The following is a 20,164-nucleotide window of genomic DNA, read 5'->3' on the forward strand; positions in this document are numbered from 1 at the left end:
AGACTGCTTGAATCATGAATGACGCACTTCAGGGCCTGCTCGATCTGCTCGACCTCGAGCAGATCGAGGAGGACATCTTCCGCGGCACCAGCGACGCCGCACCCCTCGTACCGCGGGTCTTCGGCGGTCAGGTCGCCGCCCAGGCGCTGGTCGCCGCGGGCCGCACCGTGCCCGCGGACCGCTCGGCGCATTCGCTGCACGCGTACTTCCTGCGGCCCGGTGACCCCGGGGCGCCCATCGTCTACACGGTCGACCGGATCCGGGACGGCCACTCCTTCACCACCCGCCGGGTGGTCGCCGTCCAGCACGGACAGCCGATCTTCCACCTCTCGGCCTCCTTCCAGCTGTACGAGGACGGCCTCGAGCACCAGGAGCGGATGCCGGACGTCCCCGACCCGCTCTCCCTGCCCACCGCCGAGGAGCTGCTGCCCCGCTATGAGCACCTCTTCCTCGGCCCCGGGGTGACCGAGCGGATGCTCCAGGCGCGGGCCGCGGTCGATGTGCGGTACGTGGACGAGCCACCCTTCGGCAGTGTCGGACGGCCGCGCGAGCCCAAGTCGCAGGTTTGGTTCCGGACCGACGGCAAACTGGACGGCGCCGCCGACCACCCCCTGGTCCACGTCTGCCTGGCGACCTATGTCTCCGACATGACGCTGCTGGACTCCGTGCTGCTCGCCCATGGGCGCGGCGGCTGGGCGGTCGGCGACATCGTCGGGGCCAGCCTGGATCACGCCATGTGGTTCCACCGGCCGTTCCGGGTGGACGACTGGCTGCTGTACGACCAGGAGAGCCCCTCCGCGTCCGGCGGACGCGGGCTCGCCAAGGGCCGTATCTTCACCGCCGACGGGCGGCTGGCCGTCTCCGTGATCCAGGAGGGGGTCATGCGGGTGCCGCGCGAGAAGAAGTGAACGCGGCGGCCCGGAGCCGTTGGAAACCGGGCCGTCGGGAACCGGGCCATCAGGACCAGGTCGTCAGGACCGGGCCATCAGGACCGGGTCGTCAGGACCGGGTCGTCAGAACTGGGCCGTCAGCCCCGCCGCGTCCAGCAGGTACGCCGTCATCGCGTCGTAGAACCTCGGGTTGGTGACGTGGTCGTCCAGCGGGACCACCGCCGACAGCGTGCCCTCGGCCTCGCCGAGGAAGAGCGCCGGGTCGTTGCAGTCCGCGTAGCCCACCGCGTCGATGCCCCGCTGCCCCGCGCACCCCGCCCAGCCGTGGTCGGCGACCACCAGATCGGGCAGCGGCCGCCCCTCGTGGGCCAGCCCGTCGAGGATCGCCGCCATGGGCGCGGGGGAGTGGGTGTGCCACAGCGTGGCGCCCCGCTCCAGCATCGCCACATCGCAGAACTGGAAGACGTACCCCTCGTCCGCCTGCAGCCCGCCCGGGATCTCCACGATCTCGCACCCGGCGGCCCGCAGCGCCGCCGCCGTGGCCCGGTGGACCTCCAGCAGCCCGCCCGGGTGTCCGGTGGCGAACAGCACCCGCTCGTTCGCCTCCGCCGCCTTCCGCAGCACCGACGCCATCCGGTCCAGCGCGCCGACCGTCAGCTCCGGGTCGATGGTGTCCTGCCCGGAGCGGTGCTGCGGGTCGTCCACCACACCGCACCGCTCGGCCATGACCGCCAGCACGTCCTGCTCATCGGTCCAGCGGTCGCCCAGCTCCAGGCCCAGCCAGTAGTGGCGGTCGCCGTTCGCGAGCTTGCGGTAGTGGGAGAGGTTGTTCTCACGAGGGGTGGCGACATCGCCCGCGATGCGCGTACGGACGAGATGGTCGATCAGTTCGGCACGGCTGGGCACGGCGCTGGGTATCGGCATGTGGCCCATTGTCGCCTCTCCGAGGAGGGAATGGGGACATCCACCGCCGGTCGGGCGTGACACGATCATGGCGAAATGCCGGACGTCCGCCCGCACAGCCGCCGGATGTCCGCCCGCACAGCCGCCGCATATCCGCCCGGACGGCCGCTGCCCGGCCCCCGCGCGCCGGGCCTAACGGCCGGGCCGACGGCTCCTGGCGGGGCGGCGGGCGGCCCTGCCCCCACGGGGTGGCCGCGGCTGCACGGGCGCGCTGATGGTCACGGGAACACCGGAGGGATCCTGCGCTCCGGTGATACGGGTGAGTTCGGGGTCGGCGGAGTGGACCCGGGCGGTCCGGGGGGTGATCCCCGCGTCGGCCATGAGACGGACCATGGCCCGGCGCTGGTCCGGAGTGACCAGCGTGATGACGCTGCCGGATCCGCCCGCACGGGCGGTACGGCCGCCACGGTGCAGATAGTCCTTGTGGTCCGCGGGCGGGTCGACATTGACGACGAGATCGAGATCGTCCACATGAATGCCCCGGGCGGCGACGTTCGTGGCCACCAGCACGGTGACATGGCCGGACTTGAAGTGGTCCAGGGTCCGGGTGCGCTGCGGCTGGGACTTGCCACCGTGCAGCGCGGCCGCCCGTACGCCGCTGGTCAGCAGATGCCGGGTCAGCCGGTCGACGCCGCGCTTGGTGTCCAGGAACAGGATGACGCGGCCGTCCCTGGCGGCGACCCGGGTGACGACGGAGCGCTTGTCGGTGTCCGCGATGTGCAGCACATGGTGCTCCATCGTGGTGACGGCACCGGCGGACGGGTCGAGCGAGTGCACGGCCGGGTCGTGGAGGAACTGGCGCACCAGCAGGCCGATGTTGTGGTCGAGGGTCGCGGAGAACAGCAAGCGCTGGCCGTCGGCGGGGACCCGCCGCAGCAGCCGGGTCACCTGGGGCAGGAAGCCCATGTCGGCCATTTGGTCGGCCTCGTCGAGGACCGTGACGCGCACCTGGTCCAGCCGGCAGTCGCCGCGTTCGATCAGGTCCTGGAGGCGCCCGGGGGTCGCGATGACCACCTCGGCGCCGCCGCGCAGGGCCTCGGCCTGGCGGTTGATCGACACTCCGCCGACCACGGTGGCCGGACGCAGCCGCAGCCGCCGGGCATAGGGGGTGAGCGCCTCGGTGACCTGCTGGGCCAGCTCCCGGGTGGGGACCAGTACCAGGGCGAGGGGGCGGCCGGGCTCCGCGCGCTGCCCGGCGGTGCGGGCCAGCAGGGCGAGGCCGAAGGCGAGGGTCTTGCCGGAGCCGGTCCGGCCACGGCCCAGGACGTCCCGGCCGGTGAGGGCGTTGGGGAGGGCGGCCGCCTGGATCGGGAACGGCACGGTGACGCCCTGCTGGGCCAGCTCCGCGAGCAGCTCCTCCGGCATGTCGAGCTCGGAGAACGACGTGACGGCGGGCAGCACCGGGGCGGAGCCGGGCGGCAGGGCGAATTCGTTTCCGCCGGTGGAGCGGGGGCGGCCGTGGTCGGCGGAACGGGAGGGAGCGGGTTTTTTGCGGTAGGAGCGGGGGGAGCGGCTCAATGCGGTGCCTTCTGCTGGGCGCGGTCTGCGGAAACGCGTACGAGCCGGGGCCCGCACCCCTTCAGGTACGGGCCCCGGCTCGTGACAGGCGCTGCGATCAGGCGGGAACGATGTTCTCGGCCTGCGGGCCCTTCTGGCCCTGGGTGACGTCGAAGGTCACCTTCTGGCCTTCCTGGAGCTCACGGAAGCCGCTGGTGGCGATGTTCGAGTAGTGGGCGAAGACGTCGGCGCCGCCGCCATCCTGCTCGATGAAGCCGAAGCCCTTTTCCGCGTTGAACCACTTCACGGTGCCAGTAGCCATGTCTTTCTCCTTCATATGGGGCCGGTCCGGAATGCATGGGAACCGCATCCCGAGTCGCCGAAATGACCCCATCCGGAAAAACCGGCAAAAACAAGAAATGCGCCTGAGGCTACGTAGCGTCAGGCGCACACAAAGTCCATGGGTACCAAAACTGCAACTGAAGGAGATGCTATCACATGCCGCCTCGGCGCGGAGGGGATCAGGTGGACGACCCCCGCCGGGGCGCGTGAGCGCGAGGGTGCCGGGAGGGCAAATTTAAGTGTTGACTTATATAAGCGGTGGCTGGCATAGTCCGGACGTGCACGCACTCGATGTCCTCGGAGACCCCGTCCGGCGCCGGATACTGGAGCTGCTCGCCGAGGGGGAGCGGTCCTCCGGCGAGGTCAGCTCCGTCGTCCGGGCCGAGTTCGGCATCTCGCAGCCCGCCGTCTCGCAGCACCTGCGGGTGTTGCGGGAAGCCGGATTCGCCTCCGTACGGGCCGAGGGCACGCGGCGGTTGTACGCCGTCGAGGTCGCGCCCCTGCGGGAGGTCGACCGGTGGCTCGACCGGTTCCGGGGCTTCTGGGAGCAGCGGCTGGACGCGCTGGGGACGGAACTGGCGCGGGGCAAGCGGCAGCGGCGGCTCGATCAGGGGCGCGGCGGCGGCAGTGGAACCGATGCGGAGACATGAGCCATGAGCGAGATCGTCGACCAGATCAACCACGTCCATCGCGAGGTCGGCACCCGTGAGGTGCCCGACGGCGAGGCCCGTACCGTCCTGCTGCGGCGCACCTATGACGCCGCGATCGAGGACGTCTGGGACGCCTGCACCGACCCGGAGCGGATCGGCCGCTGGTTCCTGCCGGTGAGCGGCGACCTGAAGCTGGGCGGCCACTACCAGCTACAGGGCAACGCGGGCGGCGAGATCCTGCGCTGTGAGCCCCCGCGGCTGCTCGCGGTGAGCTGGCTGTTCGGCGAGAACCCCGGCTTCAGCGAGGTCGAGGTCCGGCTGACCGCCGAGGACGAGGAGCGGACCGTCTTCGAGTTGGAGCACGTCGCCGTCGTACCGCCCGAGATGTGGGACCAGTTCGGCCCCGGCGCGGTCGGCGTCGGCTGGGACGGCGCGCTGCTCGGCCTCACCCTGCACCTGACGGGCGAGGGTGCGCCCGCCGACCCGGAGGCATGGCAGGCATCGGACGAGGCGCGGGAGTTCATGACCCGCAGCAGCGAGCGCTGGGGCGCGGCGTACGAAGCCTCGGGGGCCCCGGCGGAGGTGGTGGCGGCGGCGACGCGCGCCACGACGGAGTTCTACGTGCCCCAGGGATGAGGCGCTACCGCTCGGCTGACTCGGACGGGCTCACGTAGTGGCCCCGATTTCGGCGGGGCCACTACGACATCCGGAGCGGAGCCGGAGTCTGTTGTTCAGGAGATCTTGACGAAGAGATACCAAACGACCCCGTACCTCTGGCAGTACCACGGCAGCGGCTGGCTGTAGCCGGCTATTCCACACTGGTACTCCGTGATGTACTGCCCCGCGAAAACGTAGCCTTGGGTGCTGGCAGGGTTGTCCGCGGTGACTGTGGCCGACTGTGCGACCGGCTGGGAGGGGGCAGCCTGTGCGGGGACGGCCATCGCGCCGAGAGCGAGCGTGACGCCCAAGGCCGTGCCGGTGAGGGCATGACGGATGCGCATGAATGACTCCTCATCCTTCTGAGATCGTGGTTTGTGTGTGGCGCATGCAAAATGCGGTCCGGCCGCGGTGCCCGATTGCGAGCGATCAGTCCACTGTCCCGAACCAGAGATCACTGCAGTATTCGTCAGCGCCGACCGCCCCGTCGCGAAGACAGACTCGGAACCTGTAGGTCCCGGGGCTGACAAATGACTTGGATTCGGTTTTGCAGGTTCCCGAACCACCTGCCGCGTGAGTCTCGGTGTACCCGCCCTCCCACCAGATCTCCGCTACGACTCTGAGCCCATCCGCATATCCCTGGTCACAGGCTTGCAATCGTCTGTCGGAGGAGTTCGGGTTGATCCATGTTCCGTAGCCTCTACCGCCTTTGAAGGAGGTGAGGGTGTAATCGCTTGTGGAATCCGCCACCGCGGCCGGCGCGGAAAGCACGCCGAAGCCCAGGGTCACGGCTGTGGCGGCAGCCACACGAAAAGATAATTTAGCCATCAGGACTCCTTGGATTCTTCCGCGTTTCGGGACGGTGCCTTCAGGTGATAGCCGTCAGGCGGCCCAACTGCCGTTCGACGTGGCGGATGAACGGAAGAGGAACCAGAATTCAGTGCCGTCCGGCACCCTGGTTTCGATCGTGTTCCACTGTCCCCCGGTGGTGAGGGTGTAGCTGCTTGGGCAGCCCGTGTCCACGAAGCACACCATCACGTAACGGTTGGTGTTCGGCTTGATGTTGATGTCGGCGCAGTTCGACGTGGTGGTGAGAATCCCGGGATCGCCCTCCGGCGGGTAGGCGTAGTAGCCGTCGGGCTTTGAGTAGGTGTGGGCGCTGCCGAAGCAGCTGGCGGCCGACGACGGACCCGACCGTGCTGTCGGCGCGGCCGACGCCGCGGTGGCGAGGGCTGCGACCAACGCCATGGCTGCAGCCGCCGTGGCCGGAAACGTGAGTGGAGAGCGGCGCACTGATGTCCCTCCTTCAAGACACCCGGAGCAGCCACCTGATGTGGTTGCTCCGCGGATACGCGGTGGATCATGTGGATGGCTCAGCCCGCCGCCCGGACGCGCGCCGGCCGGGGGCTGTCGGGTCGTTCGGCTTCCAGGATGCTGAGGATGCCGACGCTCGTCCTTACCGGTCCTTGTACGGTCGTTGACGATTCGTGCACGCCTCGTCGTCCGGTGTCGGCGGACCGCACCCCGTACCCGTAGTACCTGGGGGCTACCCCGGAGATGCACTCCCCGGTGGGACGCCAACCACCCGGCCGGCTCCATACCTTCCGTACTCACGACATCCGTTGGTACGGAAGGAACAGCCATGGCGTCCCGTCTTCGCCGCGCCCTGCTCGCGGCGCTCGTCACCGCCTCGGTGGTGGTGCCCCTGGTGGGGGCCGCTGGGCCCAGTGAGGTGCCCGCGCCCGCGCCGGTGGCGCTCGGACCGGTGCGCGTCGCGGGTCTCGAGCACCGGTACGCGGCCAACCGGGAGGCGATCCGGGCGGCCGAGGTGATGGCCGCCCGGCACGGGGACCGCGAGCGGGCGCGGGCGCTGCGGAAGATGCGGGGGGCGTCGCGGCACTTCCTGTCCTTCGACGGGCGGAACGGGGGCCGTGCCGTCGAGGTGTACGGGGATCTGGGCCGCGCCACGCGCATCGCCGTGCTGGTGCCGGGGTCGGACACCAACCTGGAGACGTACGGCCGGTTCCGGGACGGGGCCCTCGCGCTGAGCCGTCAACTCGGGGACCGTAAGGCCGTCATCGGCTGGCTCGGGTACAAGACGCCCGGCACCGTGGCGCCCGAGGTGCTGACCACGGGCCGGGCCGCCGGTGCGGCTCCCCGACTGGCCGCATTCGTACGGGAGTTGAACGCGGCGGCGCCCCGGGCCCGGATCTCGCTCCTGTGCCACTCCTACGGTTCCGTGGTCTGCGCCCGGGCCGCGCGGGGGCTGAACGCCGCGGACATCGTCCTGTACGGCAGCCCCGGTACGGGGTACGACGACGCCCGGCAGTTGCACACCCGGGCCACGGTCTGGGCCGGGCGGGGCGGGAACGACTGGATCGGCGGGGTGCCGCATGTGCGGGTTCCGCTGCTGGGCACGACCATCGGCTTCGGGACCGACCCGGTCTCCCGGCGGTTCGGCGCGCGGATCTTCGACGCGGGGGACGTCGGGCACAGCGACTACCTCAAGCCCGGGTCCGTCGCCCTGGCGAGCATGGGCCGGATCGTGGAGGGCCGCGATGCGTGAAACGGTCCGGCCGAGTGAGGTGGTTCGGCCGAGTAAGACGGTCCGGCCGAGTGAGACGGTCCGGCGGCGTGAGACGGTCCGTATGCGTGACCTCGTCCGGCGGATCGAGGCCGCCACCCCGGCCGGCCGCGACCGCGCCGTGGACGGTCTGCGGGCCGTCGCCATCCTCGGCGTGGTGCTCGGCCACTGGCTGGTGACCGCCCTCGTGGCCGACAGCGGCACCCTGCGCGTGGCCAGCCCGCTGCAATACCGGCCCGAACTCGCCCCCGTCTCCTGGGTGTTCCAGACCCTCGCGGTGTTCTTCCTGGTCGGCGGGCAGATGGGCGCCAAGAGCCACGACTGCGCCCGCGCCCGGGGCATCGGCCACCGGCGGTGGCTGCGCGCCCGGCTGGCCCGGCTGTTCCGGCCCGTGGCCGTCGTGCTGACCGTATGGGCCGTGGCGGCGGGGGTGCTGCTCGGCTCCGGGGTGAGCCTGCTGACCGTGCGCACGCTGCTCACACTCGTCCTGTCCCCGCTGTGGTTCCTGCTGGTCTACGCGGTGCTCACGGCCGCGACCCCGCTGGTGGCGCGGCTGCATCCGCTGTGGCCGCTCGCCGTCGTGCTGCATGTCGACCTGATCCGGTTCGGCTTCGGCGGCCCCGCCTGGCTCGGCTGGGTCAACCTGGCGGCGGGCTGGCTGGTTCCGTACTGCCTGGGCGCGGCCTGGGGCCGGGGCAGGCTGCGCGGGCGGACGGCCGGGTGGGTGCTGCTGGCCGGGGGCGCGGCGGTCACCGCCGGGCTCGTCCTGCTCGGCGGCTATCCGGCGGCGATGGTCGGGGTGCCCGGTGCCTCGATCTCCAATCTCAACCCGCCCACCCTGGCTGCCGTCACCTTCGGGCTCGCCCAGTGCGGCGCGGCCCTGCTGCTGCGCGGCCCGCTGCGCCGGATGCTGGCGCGGCCCGCCGCGTGGGCGGTGGTGGCGCTGGTCAACCTCGCCGCGATGACCGTCTTCCTGTGGCACCAGACCGCGATGATGGCGGTCAGCGTGACCACGCTGCGGCTCGCCGGACCGCAGACCGGGCTGCATACCGTGCCCGACGGGCCCGGCTGGGTGCCGGCCCGGCTGTGCTGGCTGCCGGTGTTCGCGGGGGCGCTGCTGATCTGCTGGGCGGCGTTCCACGCGTACGAGGCGGGGCGGCGGCCGCGGAAGGGCGCCGGCGGGGTCGGCCGCGGCGGCGGCCCTGCCGCGGGCGGTGGCAGCCGGGTCGTCCGCGAGGGACGTCCCGGGAAGCAGGCACAGCAGGCACGGCACGTGGAGCGGCGGAGTGTCTAGAGTCAAGGGCATGACAGGCGGCAAGATCGCGGACCGGCTGGCGGGGGGCCTGCGCGCCCTGCCGCGCACGGTGGGCGAGGCCCTCCGCGCGGCGCCGGGCATCCTGCGCGAGGACCTGTGGACGGTGGCGCGCGACCCGCTGCCGCGGACGCGCTGGCTGGGCCGGCTGCCCCATGGCCATGTGGTGTTGTTCGCGGTGCTCATGGCCTGGCTCAGCATGGCGCAGTTCCAGGAGCCCGCCCGCCCGGGGACGGCCCAGGACCCGGTGCCGCTGATCGGGCTCGTCGTGCTCGAAGCGCTGGCCGTCCAACTGGCGCTGACCCGCCCGATACCGGCGTGGTGGCTCTCGACCGCCATGCTGATGGTGACGGCGCTGGCGGTGGACGACCGCCTCCCCGCATATGTGCTCTACCCCTGGAACTACGGCCAGATCGCGCTGCACACCACCGTCCTGTTCCTCCTCGCGCTGCGGGTCCGCCCCCGGATCGCCGCCGAGACGCTGATCCTGACCCTGCTGGTGGGGGTGGTCACCTCGGCCCTCGCCACCCGCCCCCACGCGAACGGCCTGGACGAGGCCATCGTGTCCTTCACGACCGCCGTGGTGGTCGGCGCCGCGCTGCGGGGCCGCCGGGTGGCGCGGACCCGGCTGGTCGAGCAGGAGGAGCTCACCGCGGAGGAACGGGCCCGGCGCACCCTGCTGGAGGAGCGCAACCGCATCGCCCGCGAGCTGCACGACGTGGTCGCCCATCACATGTCGGTGATCTCCATCCAGGCCCAGGTCGCCCCGCACCTCGCCGAGAACCCCTCCGACGAGCTCAGGGAGAACCTCGCGGGCATCCGGCAGAACGCGGTCGAGGCGCTGGCCGAACTGCGCCGTGTGCTGGGCGTGCTGCGCTCCGAGGACGCCCTGGCCGACGGCGCACGGCACGCCCCGCAGCCCACGCTGGACCGGCTGGACGAGCTGGTGGGCACGGTGCGGGGGACCGGTATCACGATCCTTACCGATGTCACCGGGGAGCGGCGGGCGCTGCCGCCAGGTGTGGAGCTGTCGGCGTTCCGCATCGTCCAGGAGGCGCTGAGCAACGTGATGCGGCACGCGCCGGGCGCCGAGGCGCGAGTGGAGCTGGGGTACCGGCCGCGCGGGCTGACCGTCCGGGTCGTCAACACCGCGCCGGACCGCCCCGCCGCGCCGTCGCCGGGCGCCGGGCACGGGCTGCTCGGGATGCGGGAGCGCGCTGCGATGCTAGGGGGCGAGCTGACCACCGGCCCGACGCCGGACGGCGGTTACGAGGTGATCGCCGTACTGCCCACGGACCACCCCGCCCCGTCCGCCGCCGCGCCCGAGACCGCCGAGGACCCCGTATGACGACGACCATCCGCGTCCTGATCGCCGACGACCAGATGATGGTCCGCCAGGGCTTCACGGTGCTGCTCAACGCCGAACCGGACATCGAGGTCGTCGGCCAGGCCGTGGACGGGGCCGACGCCATCGCCCAGGTGGCCGCACTCGCCCCGGACGTGGTCCTGATGGACATACGGATGCCGGGGGTCGGCGGTATCGAGGCCACCCGCCGGCTCACCGAACCCGCCGGCGCCACCGTCAAGATCCTCGTCCTCACCACCTTCGACCTGGACGAATACGTCTACGAGGCGCTGCGCGCGGGCGCGTCCGGGTTTCTGCTGAAGGACGCCTCGGCGGACGAACTGGCCCATGCGGTACGGGTGGTGGCGGCCGGTGACGCGCTGCTGGCGCCGAACATCACCAAGCGCCTGATCGGCGAGTTCTCCCGGGTGACCGCCGGCGCCCCGCGCGGGCCCCTCCGGGCCCGGGTGGGCGATCTGACGGAGCGCGAGACCGAGGTGCTCACGCTGATCGCCCAGGGGCTGTCGAACGCGGAGATCGCGGCACGGCTGGTGGTGGCCGACCAGACCGTGAAGACCCATGTGAGCCGGATCCTGTCCAAGCTGGGGCTGCGCGACCGGACCCAGGCGGCGGTCTTCGCGTACGAGACGGGGCTGGTGCGACCGTCCGCGTTCTGAATCGTTCAGATATTGAAGGCATCGCGCCATCCATTGACCCGCCGTGTTCACCTCTTTATGGTCACTGCGACCGTCACCGGCGAACCACGACGGAGAACAATGACGTACTCCTCCCTCCGGCTGCCCCGGCCCGCCCGGCTGATCGCCCCGCTCCTCGTCTGCGGGCTGATCGCCGCCGTGCCCCCGGCGTCCGCCGCTCCCGAATCCGACCCCTCCGCGGCGGCCGACGCCACCGCCGGAGGGGACTGCACGCGCGGGCCGTCCGACGGCTGGGCGCTCTCCTCCAGCCGTATCGACCCCAAGGACAGCTCCCACGCGTACGTGGGCAACGGCTATCTGGGGCAGCGGGTGCCACCCCAGGGGACCGGGTACTCCGGAGGGGGTGACAAGACCGGATGGCCGCTGTTCACCCCCCGCTACGACGGCGCCTTCGTCTCCGGCCTCTACGCGCACAACGCGAAGACGACCGAGAACCGGCAGGTGGCCGCCGCCATCCCCACCTGGTCCACGCTGAACGTGGCCACCGGGGGCGACCGTTCGGAGACCTTCGGTTCGCAGACGCCCGCCGGGCGGATCTCCCACTACCGGCAGACGGTCTTCATGCGCTGCGGTCTGGTGCGGACCTCCCTCACCTGGACCGCGTCCGACGGGCGTGCCACCGACCTCACCTATGACATCGTCGCCGACCGCGCCAACGCGCACGTGGGCGCCGTAAGAATGCGGATGACCCCGCACTGGGGCGGGGACGCGACCGTCACCGACCTGGTCGACGGGCGCGGTGCGCGGCGGATGAGCGGGACCGGCGGTGGCGCCCATAAGGGCGGCACGGTCGATGTCGCCTTCCGTACGGATGGCACGAAGACCGACGGAGCCGTGGCCTCCACACTGCGCCCCGGTCCGGGCGTCCGGACGGCCGAGGCGAGGACGGGCGCCACGGAGGCGGGCGGGAAGGATGCCGGTGGCACGGAGGCGGCCGGTGGCACGGACGCGGCGCGGGAGCTGTCCGCGCGCCAGGCCCTCCGCTTCCCCGTACACCCCGGCCGTTCCTATGAGTTCACCAAGTACGTGGGCGTGGACACCGCGCTGACCTCCCGCGCCCCGCGCGCCGACGCCCTCGCCGCCTCCCGCCGCGCGGCGGACCAGGGCTGGGACGGGCTGTTCGCCGCGCACAGCGCCGCCTGGAAGCGGCTGTGGCGCTCCGACATCGAGGTGGCCGGGCGCCGTCAACGCGACCTCCAGGACTGGGTGCGCTCCGCGCAGTACGGACTGTTGTCCGCCACCCGCGCCGGCTCCCGGAACAGCATCTCCCCGACCGGGATGAGCAGCGACAACTACGGCGGGCTGATCTTCTGGGACGCCGAGACCTGGATGTACCCCGGGCTGCTGGCCACCCATCCCGGACTCGCCAAGTCGGTGGTGGAGTACCGCTACAAGACCCGCGCCGGCGCCCGCGCCAACGCCCGCAAGCTGGGCTACCCCGGTCTGTTCTACCCCTGGACCAGCGCGAGCGAGGGCGGGCTGTGGACCGAGTGCCACAGCTGGGACCCGCCGCACTGCCGCACCCAGAACCACCTCCAGAGCGATATCGCCGTGGCGGCCTGGCAGTACTACCAGTCGACGGGCGACACCCGGTGGCTGCGCGGGCGCGGCTGGCCGGTGCTCAAGGGGATCGCCGAGTTCTGGGCCGGACGCGCCACGCACAACGCCGACGGCAGCTACTCCATCAAGAACGTGGCCGGTCCCGACGAGTACAGCAACGGCGTGGACGACGCGGTCTTCACCAACGCCGGGGCCGCCACCGCCCTGCGCGACGCCGCCCGCGCCGCCCGCCTCCTCGGCGAGCCGGTGCCCGCCGCCTGGAACCGGATCGCCGACCGGCTGCGGATCCCGTACGACACGAAGAGCCAGGTCTTCCAGCAGTACGACGGTTACAAGGGGTCGCTGATCAAGCAGGCCGACACCGTGCTGCTGATGTATCCGCTGGAGTGGCCGATGTCCGGGCAGGCGGCCGCCAGGACGCTCGACTACTACGCGGCCCGCACCGACCCGGACGGCCCGGCCATGACGGACTCGGTGCACGCCATCGACGCCGCCGCTATCGGCGAGCCCGGCTGCTCCACGTACACCTACCTCCAGCGCGCCATCAAGCCGTTCGTCCGCGGTCCCTTCGACACCTTCTCGGAGGCCCGGGGCGAGAAGGCGGGTGCGCAGGACCCCCTGTCCGGCTCCCCGGCGCAGGACTTCCTCACCGGTAAGGGCGGCTTCCTCCAGGTCTTCACCCACGGTCTGACCGGGATGCGGATGGCCGAGGACGGTGTGCGGCTCGATCCGACGCTGCCGCCGCAGCTCCACGACGGTGTCACCCTGCGGGGGCTGCACTGGCGGGGCCGCACCTACGACGTGGCCATCGGCCCGCACGAGACGACCGTAAGGCTGACGGCGGGCGCGCCGATGCGGATCGAGACCCCGCACGGCGGCGCGCGGGTCGTGAGCCGGGGCGCGCCCGCGGTGCTCAAGACCCGCCGCCCCGACCTCGAGCCGACCGACAACGTCGCGCGCTGCGGTAAGGCGACGGCGAGCACGGAGGAGCCCGGGATGTACGCGGGCGCCGCCGTGGACGGCAACGCGGCCACCGCCTGGGTGCCCGACGCCGCCGAGGGCACCCTCACGGCCGACCTCGGGCGCGCCGTGCGGCTGGCGAAGGTCAGCCCGGAGTGGACCCGCACCCGCCCTGCCTCCCACGAGGTGCGGACCTCGCTCGACGGCCGCCACTGGCGCGAGGGGACGACCGGCGCGGCCCGTTTCGTACGCGTCACCGTGCGGTCGGCGGACGACAAGAAGCGCGCGGGCGTCGAGGAGCTGCGGGTGATTCGCGCCAAGTGACCCCGTGAGGGGCCGGGATGCGCGGTCCGTACCCAGCGGACGCGGTCCGTGCACGCAGGATCAAGACAGTGTGCACAGGAGGCCAACGACATCCCGGCCCCGGCGGGCCCATGCTGATCAGTGACGGGTGAGCAGGGTTGCTACGGGGGGAGCCCCGCTCACCTGTTCGCCGCGAGCGCCCTATGGCGGAAGTCCCGTGGGGGCACGCCATAGGCGCTGCGGAAGGCACGGCTGAAGTCCGCGGCGTGGCTGAAGCCCCAACGGGCGGCGATGACATGGATGGGGGTGTCGCCCAGAGCGGGATCGGCGAGGTCGCGGCGGCAGCGTTCCAGGCGCTGGGTCCGGATCCACGCGGAGACGGTGTGCCCCTGCTCCTCGAAGAGGCGGTAGAGGTACCGGAGCGAGATGTGATGGGCCGCGGCGATCGAGGGCGGGGTGAGCCCCGGGCGGTCCAGATTCTGCCGGACGAACTCCTGGATGCGTAACCGCAGGGTGCGCCGACGGCTCTCGGGGGTGAGCCGGTGCTCGGCGCGCGCCTCGGCACCGGCGTCGAGCTCGTGCGCGAGCAGCGCGTTGAGCAGATCGACGGCGACGGTGCCAAGGCGCGGTGCGTCGGCCGGGCCGTAGGTGTCGGACTCGGTGGCCAGCCGGGTGAGGAAGTCGGCGAGCATGGCCCCGATCCCGGACCGTCCGGACAGCCGCCGCCCGAGCAGCCGCTGGAGGTCGGCGGGCGGGAACGGCAGCAAGGAGGGGCGGAGGGTGACCGTCATCCCGTCGACCCTGCCGCGCTCGCACACCGCCAGATACGGCGCGGAGGTGGAGGTGAGCATGAACTGCCGGGCGCCGACCGTGGTTTCGGCGTCCCCGTGGCACACGTCGCTCTCCCCGCGCAGGGTGAGCCGCAGATGGTAGAGCTCGGGGTCGGAGCGCCGGATGTGGGCCGCCGTCCGCTCGTTCCGCAGTGACGGTACGGAGGTGTAGGTCAGCATCACCTCGCCGATGTCCACTCCGCCCCGTACGCTCGCGCGGAAGTCGTGCTCATGGTCGCTGCGCAGTTCCATGGGGATCGACGTCAGCTCGCACAGGGCGCGCCACGCCGCGAACCGTTCCGCGGGCGGGATGCCGTCGATCTGGGGCACCGTCACGATCATCATCCTTTCGCCTGGCCGGTGGTGCGCTTTTCGATGGGCGCGACCCTAGACAGCCCTGCTAAGTGTTTGATGAACGGTCCGGTATTGAACAGTCCGCTTTTGGGCGATTCCGCGAGCGTGTGTCCGGACGGGGGTGCTGCCGTCACCGCCGATCCGTTTGTTGCGGCAGGATGAAATCCGCACATCAGTGTGTTGGTGCCTTCCGGAAGCGTGTGCGGATCGGGAGGTTCACGGGTGGCGGACGTAGCGGCGGACGCGGCGGACGAAACGGGCAAAATGGATGCGGATGGACCGGATCCGGACGGCCCGGAAGCCGGCCAGGGCTGGGTAAGGCGGCTGTTCGGCTACTGCTGGCAGTACCGCGGCGATGTGCTGCTCGCCCTCGGCGCCTCGCTCGCCGGAATGGCCGTCATGGCGCTCGTCCCGCTGGTGCCGAAGCTGATCATCGACGATGTGATCGTCTCGCACGATCGGTCCCTCGCCCCGTGGGCCACCCTGCTGATCGTCGCCGCCCTCGTGGTGTACGTCCTCACCTACGTCCGCCGCTTCTACGGCGGACGGCTCGCCCTCGACGTCCAGCACGCCCTGCGCACGGAGATGTTCGCGTCCATCGCCCGCTTCGACGGCAGACGGCAGGACAAGCTCTCCACCGGCCAGATCATCGGCCGGGCCACCAGCGATCTCCAGCTGATCCAGGGCCTGCTCTTCATGGCGCCGATGATGATCGGCAACATTCTGCTCTTCCTGGTCTCGCTCGTCGTGATGGCGGTGCTCTCGCCGCTGCTCACCGTCGTCGCCCTCGCCGTCGCCCCCGCCGTGTGGATCCTCGCCTCGCGCAGCCGCGTCCGGCTCTTCCCCGCCACCTGGTACGCCCAGGGGCAGGCGGCCGCCGTCGCGGGCGTGGTCGACGGGGCCGTGACCGGTGTCCGGGTGGTCAAGGGGTTCGGGCAGGAGGCGCAGGAGACCGACAAGCTGCGCGAGGTCGGCCGGGGGCTGTTCGCCGCCCGGCTGCGGACCGTACGGCTGAACTCCCGCTACACCCCGGCCCTCCAGGCCGTCCCCGCCCTCGGCCAGGTCGCCATGCTGGCGCTCGGCGGCTGGATGGCCACGCGGGGCCAGATCACCCTCGGCACCTTCGTGGCCTTCTCGACGTACCTCGCCCAGCTCGTGGGCCCGGTGCGGATGCTCACGATGCTGCTGACCATCGGGCAGCAGGCGCGGGCCGGGGCCGAGCGCGTCTTCGAGCTCATCGACACCGAGCCGGTCATCGACGAGCGTCCCGACGCCCGGGAGCTTCCCGAGGACGCCCCGGCGACGGTCGAGTTCGACCGGGTGAGCTTCGGCTACGACCCCGAGCGGCCGGTGCTGTCCGAGGTGTCCCTGCGCATCGAGCCGGGCGAGACCCTGGCCGTGGTGGGCGCCTCCGGAAGCGGCAAGTCGACGCTGTCCATGCTGCTGCCGCGCTTCTACGACGTGTCGTCGGGCGCGGTGCGGATCGGCGGCCACGATGTGCGGGAGCTGACGTACGACTCGCTGCGCGGGGCGGTCGGGCTGGTGCCGGAGGACAGCTTCCTCTTCTCCGACACCGTGCGCGCCAACCTCGCCTACGGGCTGCCGGACGCGAGCGAGGAGCGGATCCGGGCCGCCGCGCGCGCCGCGCAGGCCGACGGGTTCATCTCCGAGCTGCCGAACGGCTATGACACCGAGGTCGGCGAGCAGGGGCTGACCCTCTCCGGCGGCCAGCGCCAGCGGCTGGCCCTGGCCCGCGCGATCCTCACCGACCCCCGGCTGCTCGTCCTGGACGACGCCACCTCGGCGGTGGACGCGCGCGTCGAGCACGAGATCCACGAGGCGCTCCGGGGCGTCATGGCGGGCCGCACCACCCTGCTGATCGCCCACCGCCCCTCCACCCTCGCCCTCGCCGACCGCATCGCGGTGATGGACCGCGGCCGGGTCGCGGACGTGGGCACGGACGAGGAGCTGAGGGCGCGGAGCGCCGTGTACCGGCGGCTGCTGGCGGATGACACCGAGCCCTCCGCCGCCCCAGGCGGCGACGGCCCGGCCCCGGCCCAGACCGAGCCGTGCGGCGGCGACGCGCACGCGTCGGGGTTCGCCGGTGCGTTCGGCGGGGAGGCCGCCGCCACCGGCTTGGCCGAGCCCCGTCTCGACGGGGAGCCGTCCCCCGATGGTGACCGCACGGCGCATGGCCGTGCGCACTGCCCCCGCGAGACGGCGCACCTGCGGGCGCGTGGTGGGGATGATCCGGCGCGGGCCGCGGCCGACGCGACCGGGCCCGGGGCGGGCCGGGCGTCGAGGCGGGATGGCGACGGGGTGTCGCCCGACACATGGGTGCGGCCCGACGGAGGCGAGGGGCGGTGCCGCCCGCACGGTGGGGACGACCCCGACCACGCCCGCGCCGGGGACCGGGCGGGGGCGACGGGGTTCGCCGGGGCGTCCGGCGGTGAGCCGGGCGCCGAGGGCCCGAGCGAGCCGTGTCCCGCGCCGGGATCCCGGCCCGACGGGGCCGGGGCGGACCGCGAGCTTCGGGTGACCCCGGAGCTATGGGTGCGGCCCGATGGTGACGACCGTAAGGGCGACACGGCGGCGGGCCCCGGGGCCGTGGCCGTGGCCGGGCCCGGGATGGCGGGGGCGCTGTCCGGGATGCCGGCCACCCCCGAGCTGCTCGCCAAGGTCGCCGCCCTGCCGCCCGCCACCGACACCCCCGACATCGACGAGGAACGGGCCGCCCGCCCCGAGGAGGCGTACGGGCTGCGGCGGTTGCTGCGCGGCTTCGGGGCGCCGCTCCTGGTCGCGCTGGCGCTCGTCGCCGTGGACGCGATCGCCGGGCTGCTGCTGCCCGTGCTCATCCGGCACGGGATCGACCAGGGCGTCCAGCGGCTCTCGCTCGGCGCGGTGTGGGCCGCCTCCGGGCTCGCGCTCCTCGTCGTCCTCGCGCAGTGGGCCGCCCAGATCGGCGAGACCCGGATGACCGGGCGGACCGGCGAACGGGTGCTCTACGCCCTGCGCGTGAAGATCTTCGCCCAGCTCCAGCGGCTCGGTCTCGACTACTACGAGCGCGAGCTGACCGGCAAGATCATGACGCGGATGACCACCGACGTCGACGCGCTGTCCACGTTCCTCCAGACCGGGCTCGTCACCGCCGTGGTCAGCCTGCTGACCTTCTTCGGCATCCTGGTCGCGCTGCTCATCATCGACGTGGAACTCGCGCTGGTGGTCTTCCTGACCCTGCCGCCGCTCATCATCGGCACGGTGGTGTTCCGGCGCCGCAGCGTCAAGGCGTACGAACTGGCCCGCGAGCGCGTGAGCGTGGTCAACGCGGACCTCCAGGAGAGCGTGGCGGGGCTGCGGATCGTGCAGGCGTTCCGGCGCGAGCGGTCCGGACGGGAGCGGTTCGCGGCCCGCAGTGACGCCTACCGCCAGGCGCGGGTGCGCGGCCAGCGGCTGATCTCGGTGTACTTCCCGTTCGTCCAGCTGCTGTCGTCCGTGGCCTCCGCGCTGGTGCTCATCGTGGGCGCCGGGCGGGTCGGGGACGGCACGCTGACGGCGGGCGCGCTGGTGGCGTACCTCCTCTACATCGACCTGTTCTTCGCCCCCGTCCAGCAGCTCTCCCAGGTCTTCGACGGCTATCAGCAGGCCACCGTGTCGCTGGGCCGCATCCAGGAGCTGCTGCGCGAGCCCACCACCACACCGGTGGCCGAAGCCCCGCGCGAGGTGCGCGCGATGCGCGGCGAGATCGCCTTCGACGACGTGCGGTTCCGGTACGGGGACGGCGAGGAGGCGCTGGCGGGCATCTCGCTCACGATTCCCGCCGGGCAGACCGTGGCGTTCGTCGGGGAGACCGGGGCGGGGAAGTCCACCCTGGTCAAGCTGGTGGCGCGGTTCTACGACCCGACGCAGGGCGCCGTGCGGGTGGACGGTGTGGATCTGCGCGAGCTCGACCTCACCGGATACCGCGGCCACCTCGGGGTGGTTCCGCAGGAGCCGTATCTCTTCGCCGGGACGGTGCGCGACGCCATCGCCTACGGACGGCCCGGCGCGAGCGACGCGGAGGTGGAGGCCGCCGCGCGGGCGGTCGGCGCCCATGCCATGGTGGCGTCGCTCGACGGTGGCTATCTGCACGAGGTCTCCGAGCGCGGGCGCAATCTCTCCGCCGGGCAGCGGCAGTTGATCGCGCTGGCGCGCGCCGAGCTGGTGAACCCGGACATCCTGCTGCTCGACGAGGCCACGGCCGCGCTCGATCTGGCCACCGAGGCCCTGGTCAACCAGGCCACGGATCGTCTGACGGGACGGCGCACCACACTGGTCGTCGCCCACCGGCTGACCACCGCCGCCCGTGCGGACCGGGTGGTGGTCCTGGACCACGGCCGGGTCGTCGAGGACGGCACCCATGAGGAGCTGGTGGCGCGGGACGGCCGGTACGCAGCGCTGTGGCGCACCTTCACGGGCGAGACGGCCCCAGCCGTCGTCTGACGCCTGAGCGGCCGTGGCGAGACGGCCCCGCCGTCGCCTGACGCCTGAGCGGTCGGCTTACGGCCGGTAACGCTCAGCGTTCGCCCGTTGTTACGTACGGTAACGTCACGGTTCCATGCCGCTGGCCCTCGCTATGCCCTCCACCTCCCGCCGGTCCCGCTCCCGCTGCTCCGCCTCGGCCGCCACCCGCTGCTTGTGGCGGTGCAGGAAGTCGGGGTCCCCGGCCCGCTCCTGAGGCACCAGCACCTTCATCCCCTTGGCGTGCGGGCTGTCGCCGAGGTCGACCACCACACGCTCGTCCTGGGAGGTGAGCAGGCCGAACAGCACCAGCAGCTCGGCCTGGAGAGCGGGGGTGAACAGCTCTTTCTCCTCCGGCCCCATCCCGAGCTCGTACGTCCCCCCGCGGACGGCCGGTGAGGTGCTCAACTCGCGCAGCAGCCGCATCAGCAGCTCGAGGGAGCGAGGGTCGATCCGTTCCTGCAATTCGTTCAGATACCGCGTCAGTCGCTCGGCCCGTTCACTCCGGTCGTGCCGTTCGTCTCGGTCCATACAGGCAGCATGAGCCATCACAGCCCGCTACGAAAGAGGGCGGCGGTAACAACTCTCCGTATTCGGCCTCGGGTTGGAGCGTTGACGGCATCTGGCGACGCGCGTGTGTGCCCGGATAGGTTCTCGGCGACCTGTGCGAATTCACGGGGCAATGGGTCATCACGGCAACAAGG

16 protein-coding genes are annotated in these 20,164 nt (G+C 72.1%); 9 read left to right on the forward strand and 7 right to left on the reverse strand.

Translation table 11 applies throughout. From position 1 onward, the window contains the following. Window positions 1-14: 14 nt before the first annotated feature. Entirely contained in the window at window positions 15-908 is an 894-nt protein-coding gene (locus ACZ6TD_RS29940; RefSeq protein ID WP_471343143.1) for an acyl-CoA thioesterase, read from the forward strand. Between the two features lie 105 nt (window positions 909-1,013). Here ACZ6TD_RS29940 and ACZ6TD_RS29945 read toward each other — a convergent pair whose 3' ends face one another. The 3 genes from ACZ6TD_RS29945 to ACZ6TD_RS29955 form a co-directional block, all read right to left on the reverse strand. Continuing rightward, window positions 1,014-1,823, reverse strand: a complete 810-nt coding sequence (locus ACZ6TD_RS29945; protein WP_471343145.1) for a phosphatase — start codon at window positions 1,821-1,823, stop codon at window positions 1,014-1,016. Window positions 1,824-1,985: 162 nt separating this feature from the next. Next, complete coding sequence (locus ACZ6TD_RS29950) at window positions 1,986-3,371, reverse strand: DEAD/DEAH box helicase (protein ID WP_471343146.1); 1,386 nt, start codon at window positions 3,369-3,371, stop codon at window positions 1,986-1,988. Between the two features lie 97 nt (window positions 3,372-3,468). Continuing rightward, window positions 3,469-3,672, reverse strand: coding sequence for a cold-shock protein (locus tag ACZ6TD_RS29955; RefSeq protein ID WP_020871138.1), 204 nt, complete (start codon window positions 3,670-3,672; stop codon window positions 3,469-3,471). Between the two features lie 298 nt (window positions 3,673-3,970). On the opposite strand from ACZ6TD_RS29955, the gene ACZ6TD_RS29960 reads away from it, so the two are divergent. Then, window positions 3,971-4,342 carry an ArsR/SmtB family transcription factor gene (locus tag ACZ6TD_RS29960; RefSeq protein ID WP_471343147.1) on the forward strand — a complete coding sequence of 124 codons (372 nt, stop codon included), beginning with the start codon at window positions 3,971-3,973 and terminating at the stop codon, window positions 4,340-4,342. A gap of 3 nt (window positions 4,343-4,345) precedes the next feature. Further along, window positions 4,346-4,978: an SRPBCC family protein gene (locus ACZ6TD_RS29965; RefSeq protein ID WP_471343148.1), complete on the forward strand. Its 633-nt coding sequence runs from the start codon at window positions 4,346-4,348 to the stop codon at window positions 4,976-4,978. 95 nt (window positions 4,979-5,073) lie between these two features. On the opposite strand, the gene ACZ6TD_RS29970 is transcribed toward ACZ6TD_RS29965, so the two are convergent. Together ACZ6TD_RS29970 and ACZ6TD_RS29975 are read right to left on the reverse strand one after the other, a co-directional pair. Further along, window positions 5,074-5,343 carry a hypothetical protein gene (locus tag ACZ6TD_RS29970; protein WP_471343149.1) on the reverse strand — a complete coding sequence of 90 codons (270 nt, stop codon included), beginning with the start codon at window positions 5,341-5,343 and terminating at the stop codon, window positions 5,074-5,076. A 538-nt stretch (window positions 5,344-5,881) separates the two neighbouring features. Continuing rightward, window positions 5,882-6,292, reverse strand: a complete 411-nt coding sequence (locus ACZ6TD_RS29975; protein WP_471343150.1) for a hypothetical protein — start codon at window positions 6,290-6,292, stop codon at window positions 5,882-5,884. 349 nt (window positions 6,293-6,641) lie between these two features. Between ACZ6TD_RS29975 and ACZ6TD_RS29980 the strand changes: the two genes are divergently transcribed. The 5 genes from ACZ6TD_RS29980 to ACZ6TD_RS30000 all read left to right on the forward strand — a co-directional run bounded on the left by ACZ6TD_RS29980 (window position 6,642) and on the right by ACZ6TD_RS30000 (window position 13,800). After that, window positions 6,642-7,565, forward strand: a complete 924-nt coding sequence (locus tag ACZ6TD_RS29980; RefSeq protein ID WP_471343151.1) for an alpha/beta hydrolase — start codon at window positions 6,642-6,644, stop codon at window positions 7,563-7,565. Between the two features lie 82 nt (window positions 7,566-7,647). Next, the gene (locus ACZ6TD_RS29985; protein ID WP_471343152.1) at window positions 7,648-8,877 is read left to right on the forward strand and encodes an acyltransferase family protein; all 1,230 of its coding nucleotides are present in this window, start codon (window positions 7,648-7,650) and stop codon (window positions 8,875-8,877) included. Window positions 8,878-8,887: 10 nt separating this feature from the next. Further along, the gene (locus tag ACZ6TD_RS29990; RefSeq protein WP_471343153.1) at window positions 8,888-10,243 is read left to right on the forward strand and encodes a sensor histidine kinase; all 1,356 of its coding nucleotides are present in this window, start codon (window positions 8,888-8,890) and stop codon (window positions 10,241-10,243) included. Then, window positions 10,240-10,917 (forward strand): response regulator, encoded by a 678-nt coding sequence (locus tag ACZ6TD_RS29995; protein ID WP_471343154.1) that lies wholly within the window; start codon window positions 10,240-10,242, stop codon window positions 10,915-10,917. The genes ACZ6TD_RS29990 and ACZ6TD_RS29995 overlap by 4 nt, the downstream gene beginning before the upstream one ends. A 99-nt stretch (window positions 10,918-11,016) precedes the next feature. Further along, complete coding sequence (locus ACZ6TD_RS30000; protein WP_471343155.1) at window positions 11,017-13,800, forward strand: glycosyl hydrolase family 65 domain-containing protein; 2,784 nt, start codon at window positions 11,017-11,019, stop codon at window positions 13,798-13,800. Between the two features lie 158 nt (window positions 13,801-13,958). On the opposite strand, the gene ACZ6TD_RS30005 is transcribed toward ACZ6TD_RS30000, so the two are convergent. After that, entirely contained in the window at window positions 13,959-14,951 is a 993-nt protein-coding gene (locus tag ACZ6TD_RS30005; protein ID WP_471358154.1) for a helix-turn-helix domain-containing protein, read from the reverse strand. Window positions 14,952-15,227: 276 nt separating this feature from the next. Here ACZ6TD_RS30005 and ACZ6TD_RS30010 point away from each other — a divergent pair, with 276 nt between their 5' ends. Beyond that, window positions 15,228-19,442 carry an ABC transporter ATP-binding protein gene (locus ACZ6TD_RS30010; RefSeq protein ID WP_471358157.1) on the forward strand — a complete coding sequence of 1,405 codons (4,215 nt, stop codon included), beginning with the start codon at window positions 15,228-15,230 and terminating at the stop codon, window positions 19,440-19,442. Window positions 19,443-19,547: 105 nt separating this feature from the next. Here ACZ6TD_RS30010 and ACZ6TD_RS30015 read toward each other — a convergent pair whose 3' ends face one another. Next, window positions 19,548-19,991 carry a hypothetical protein gene (locus ACZ6TD_RS30015; protein ID WP_020871152.1) on the reverse strand — a complete coding sequence of 148 codons (444 nt, stop codon included), beginning with the start codon at window positions 19,989-19,991 and terminating at the stop codon, window positions 19,548-19,550. Between the last annotated feature and the right edge of the window lie 173 nt (window positions 19,992-20,164).

This window comes from Streptomyces yongxingensis, from assembly GCF_055597465.1.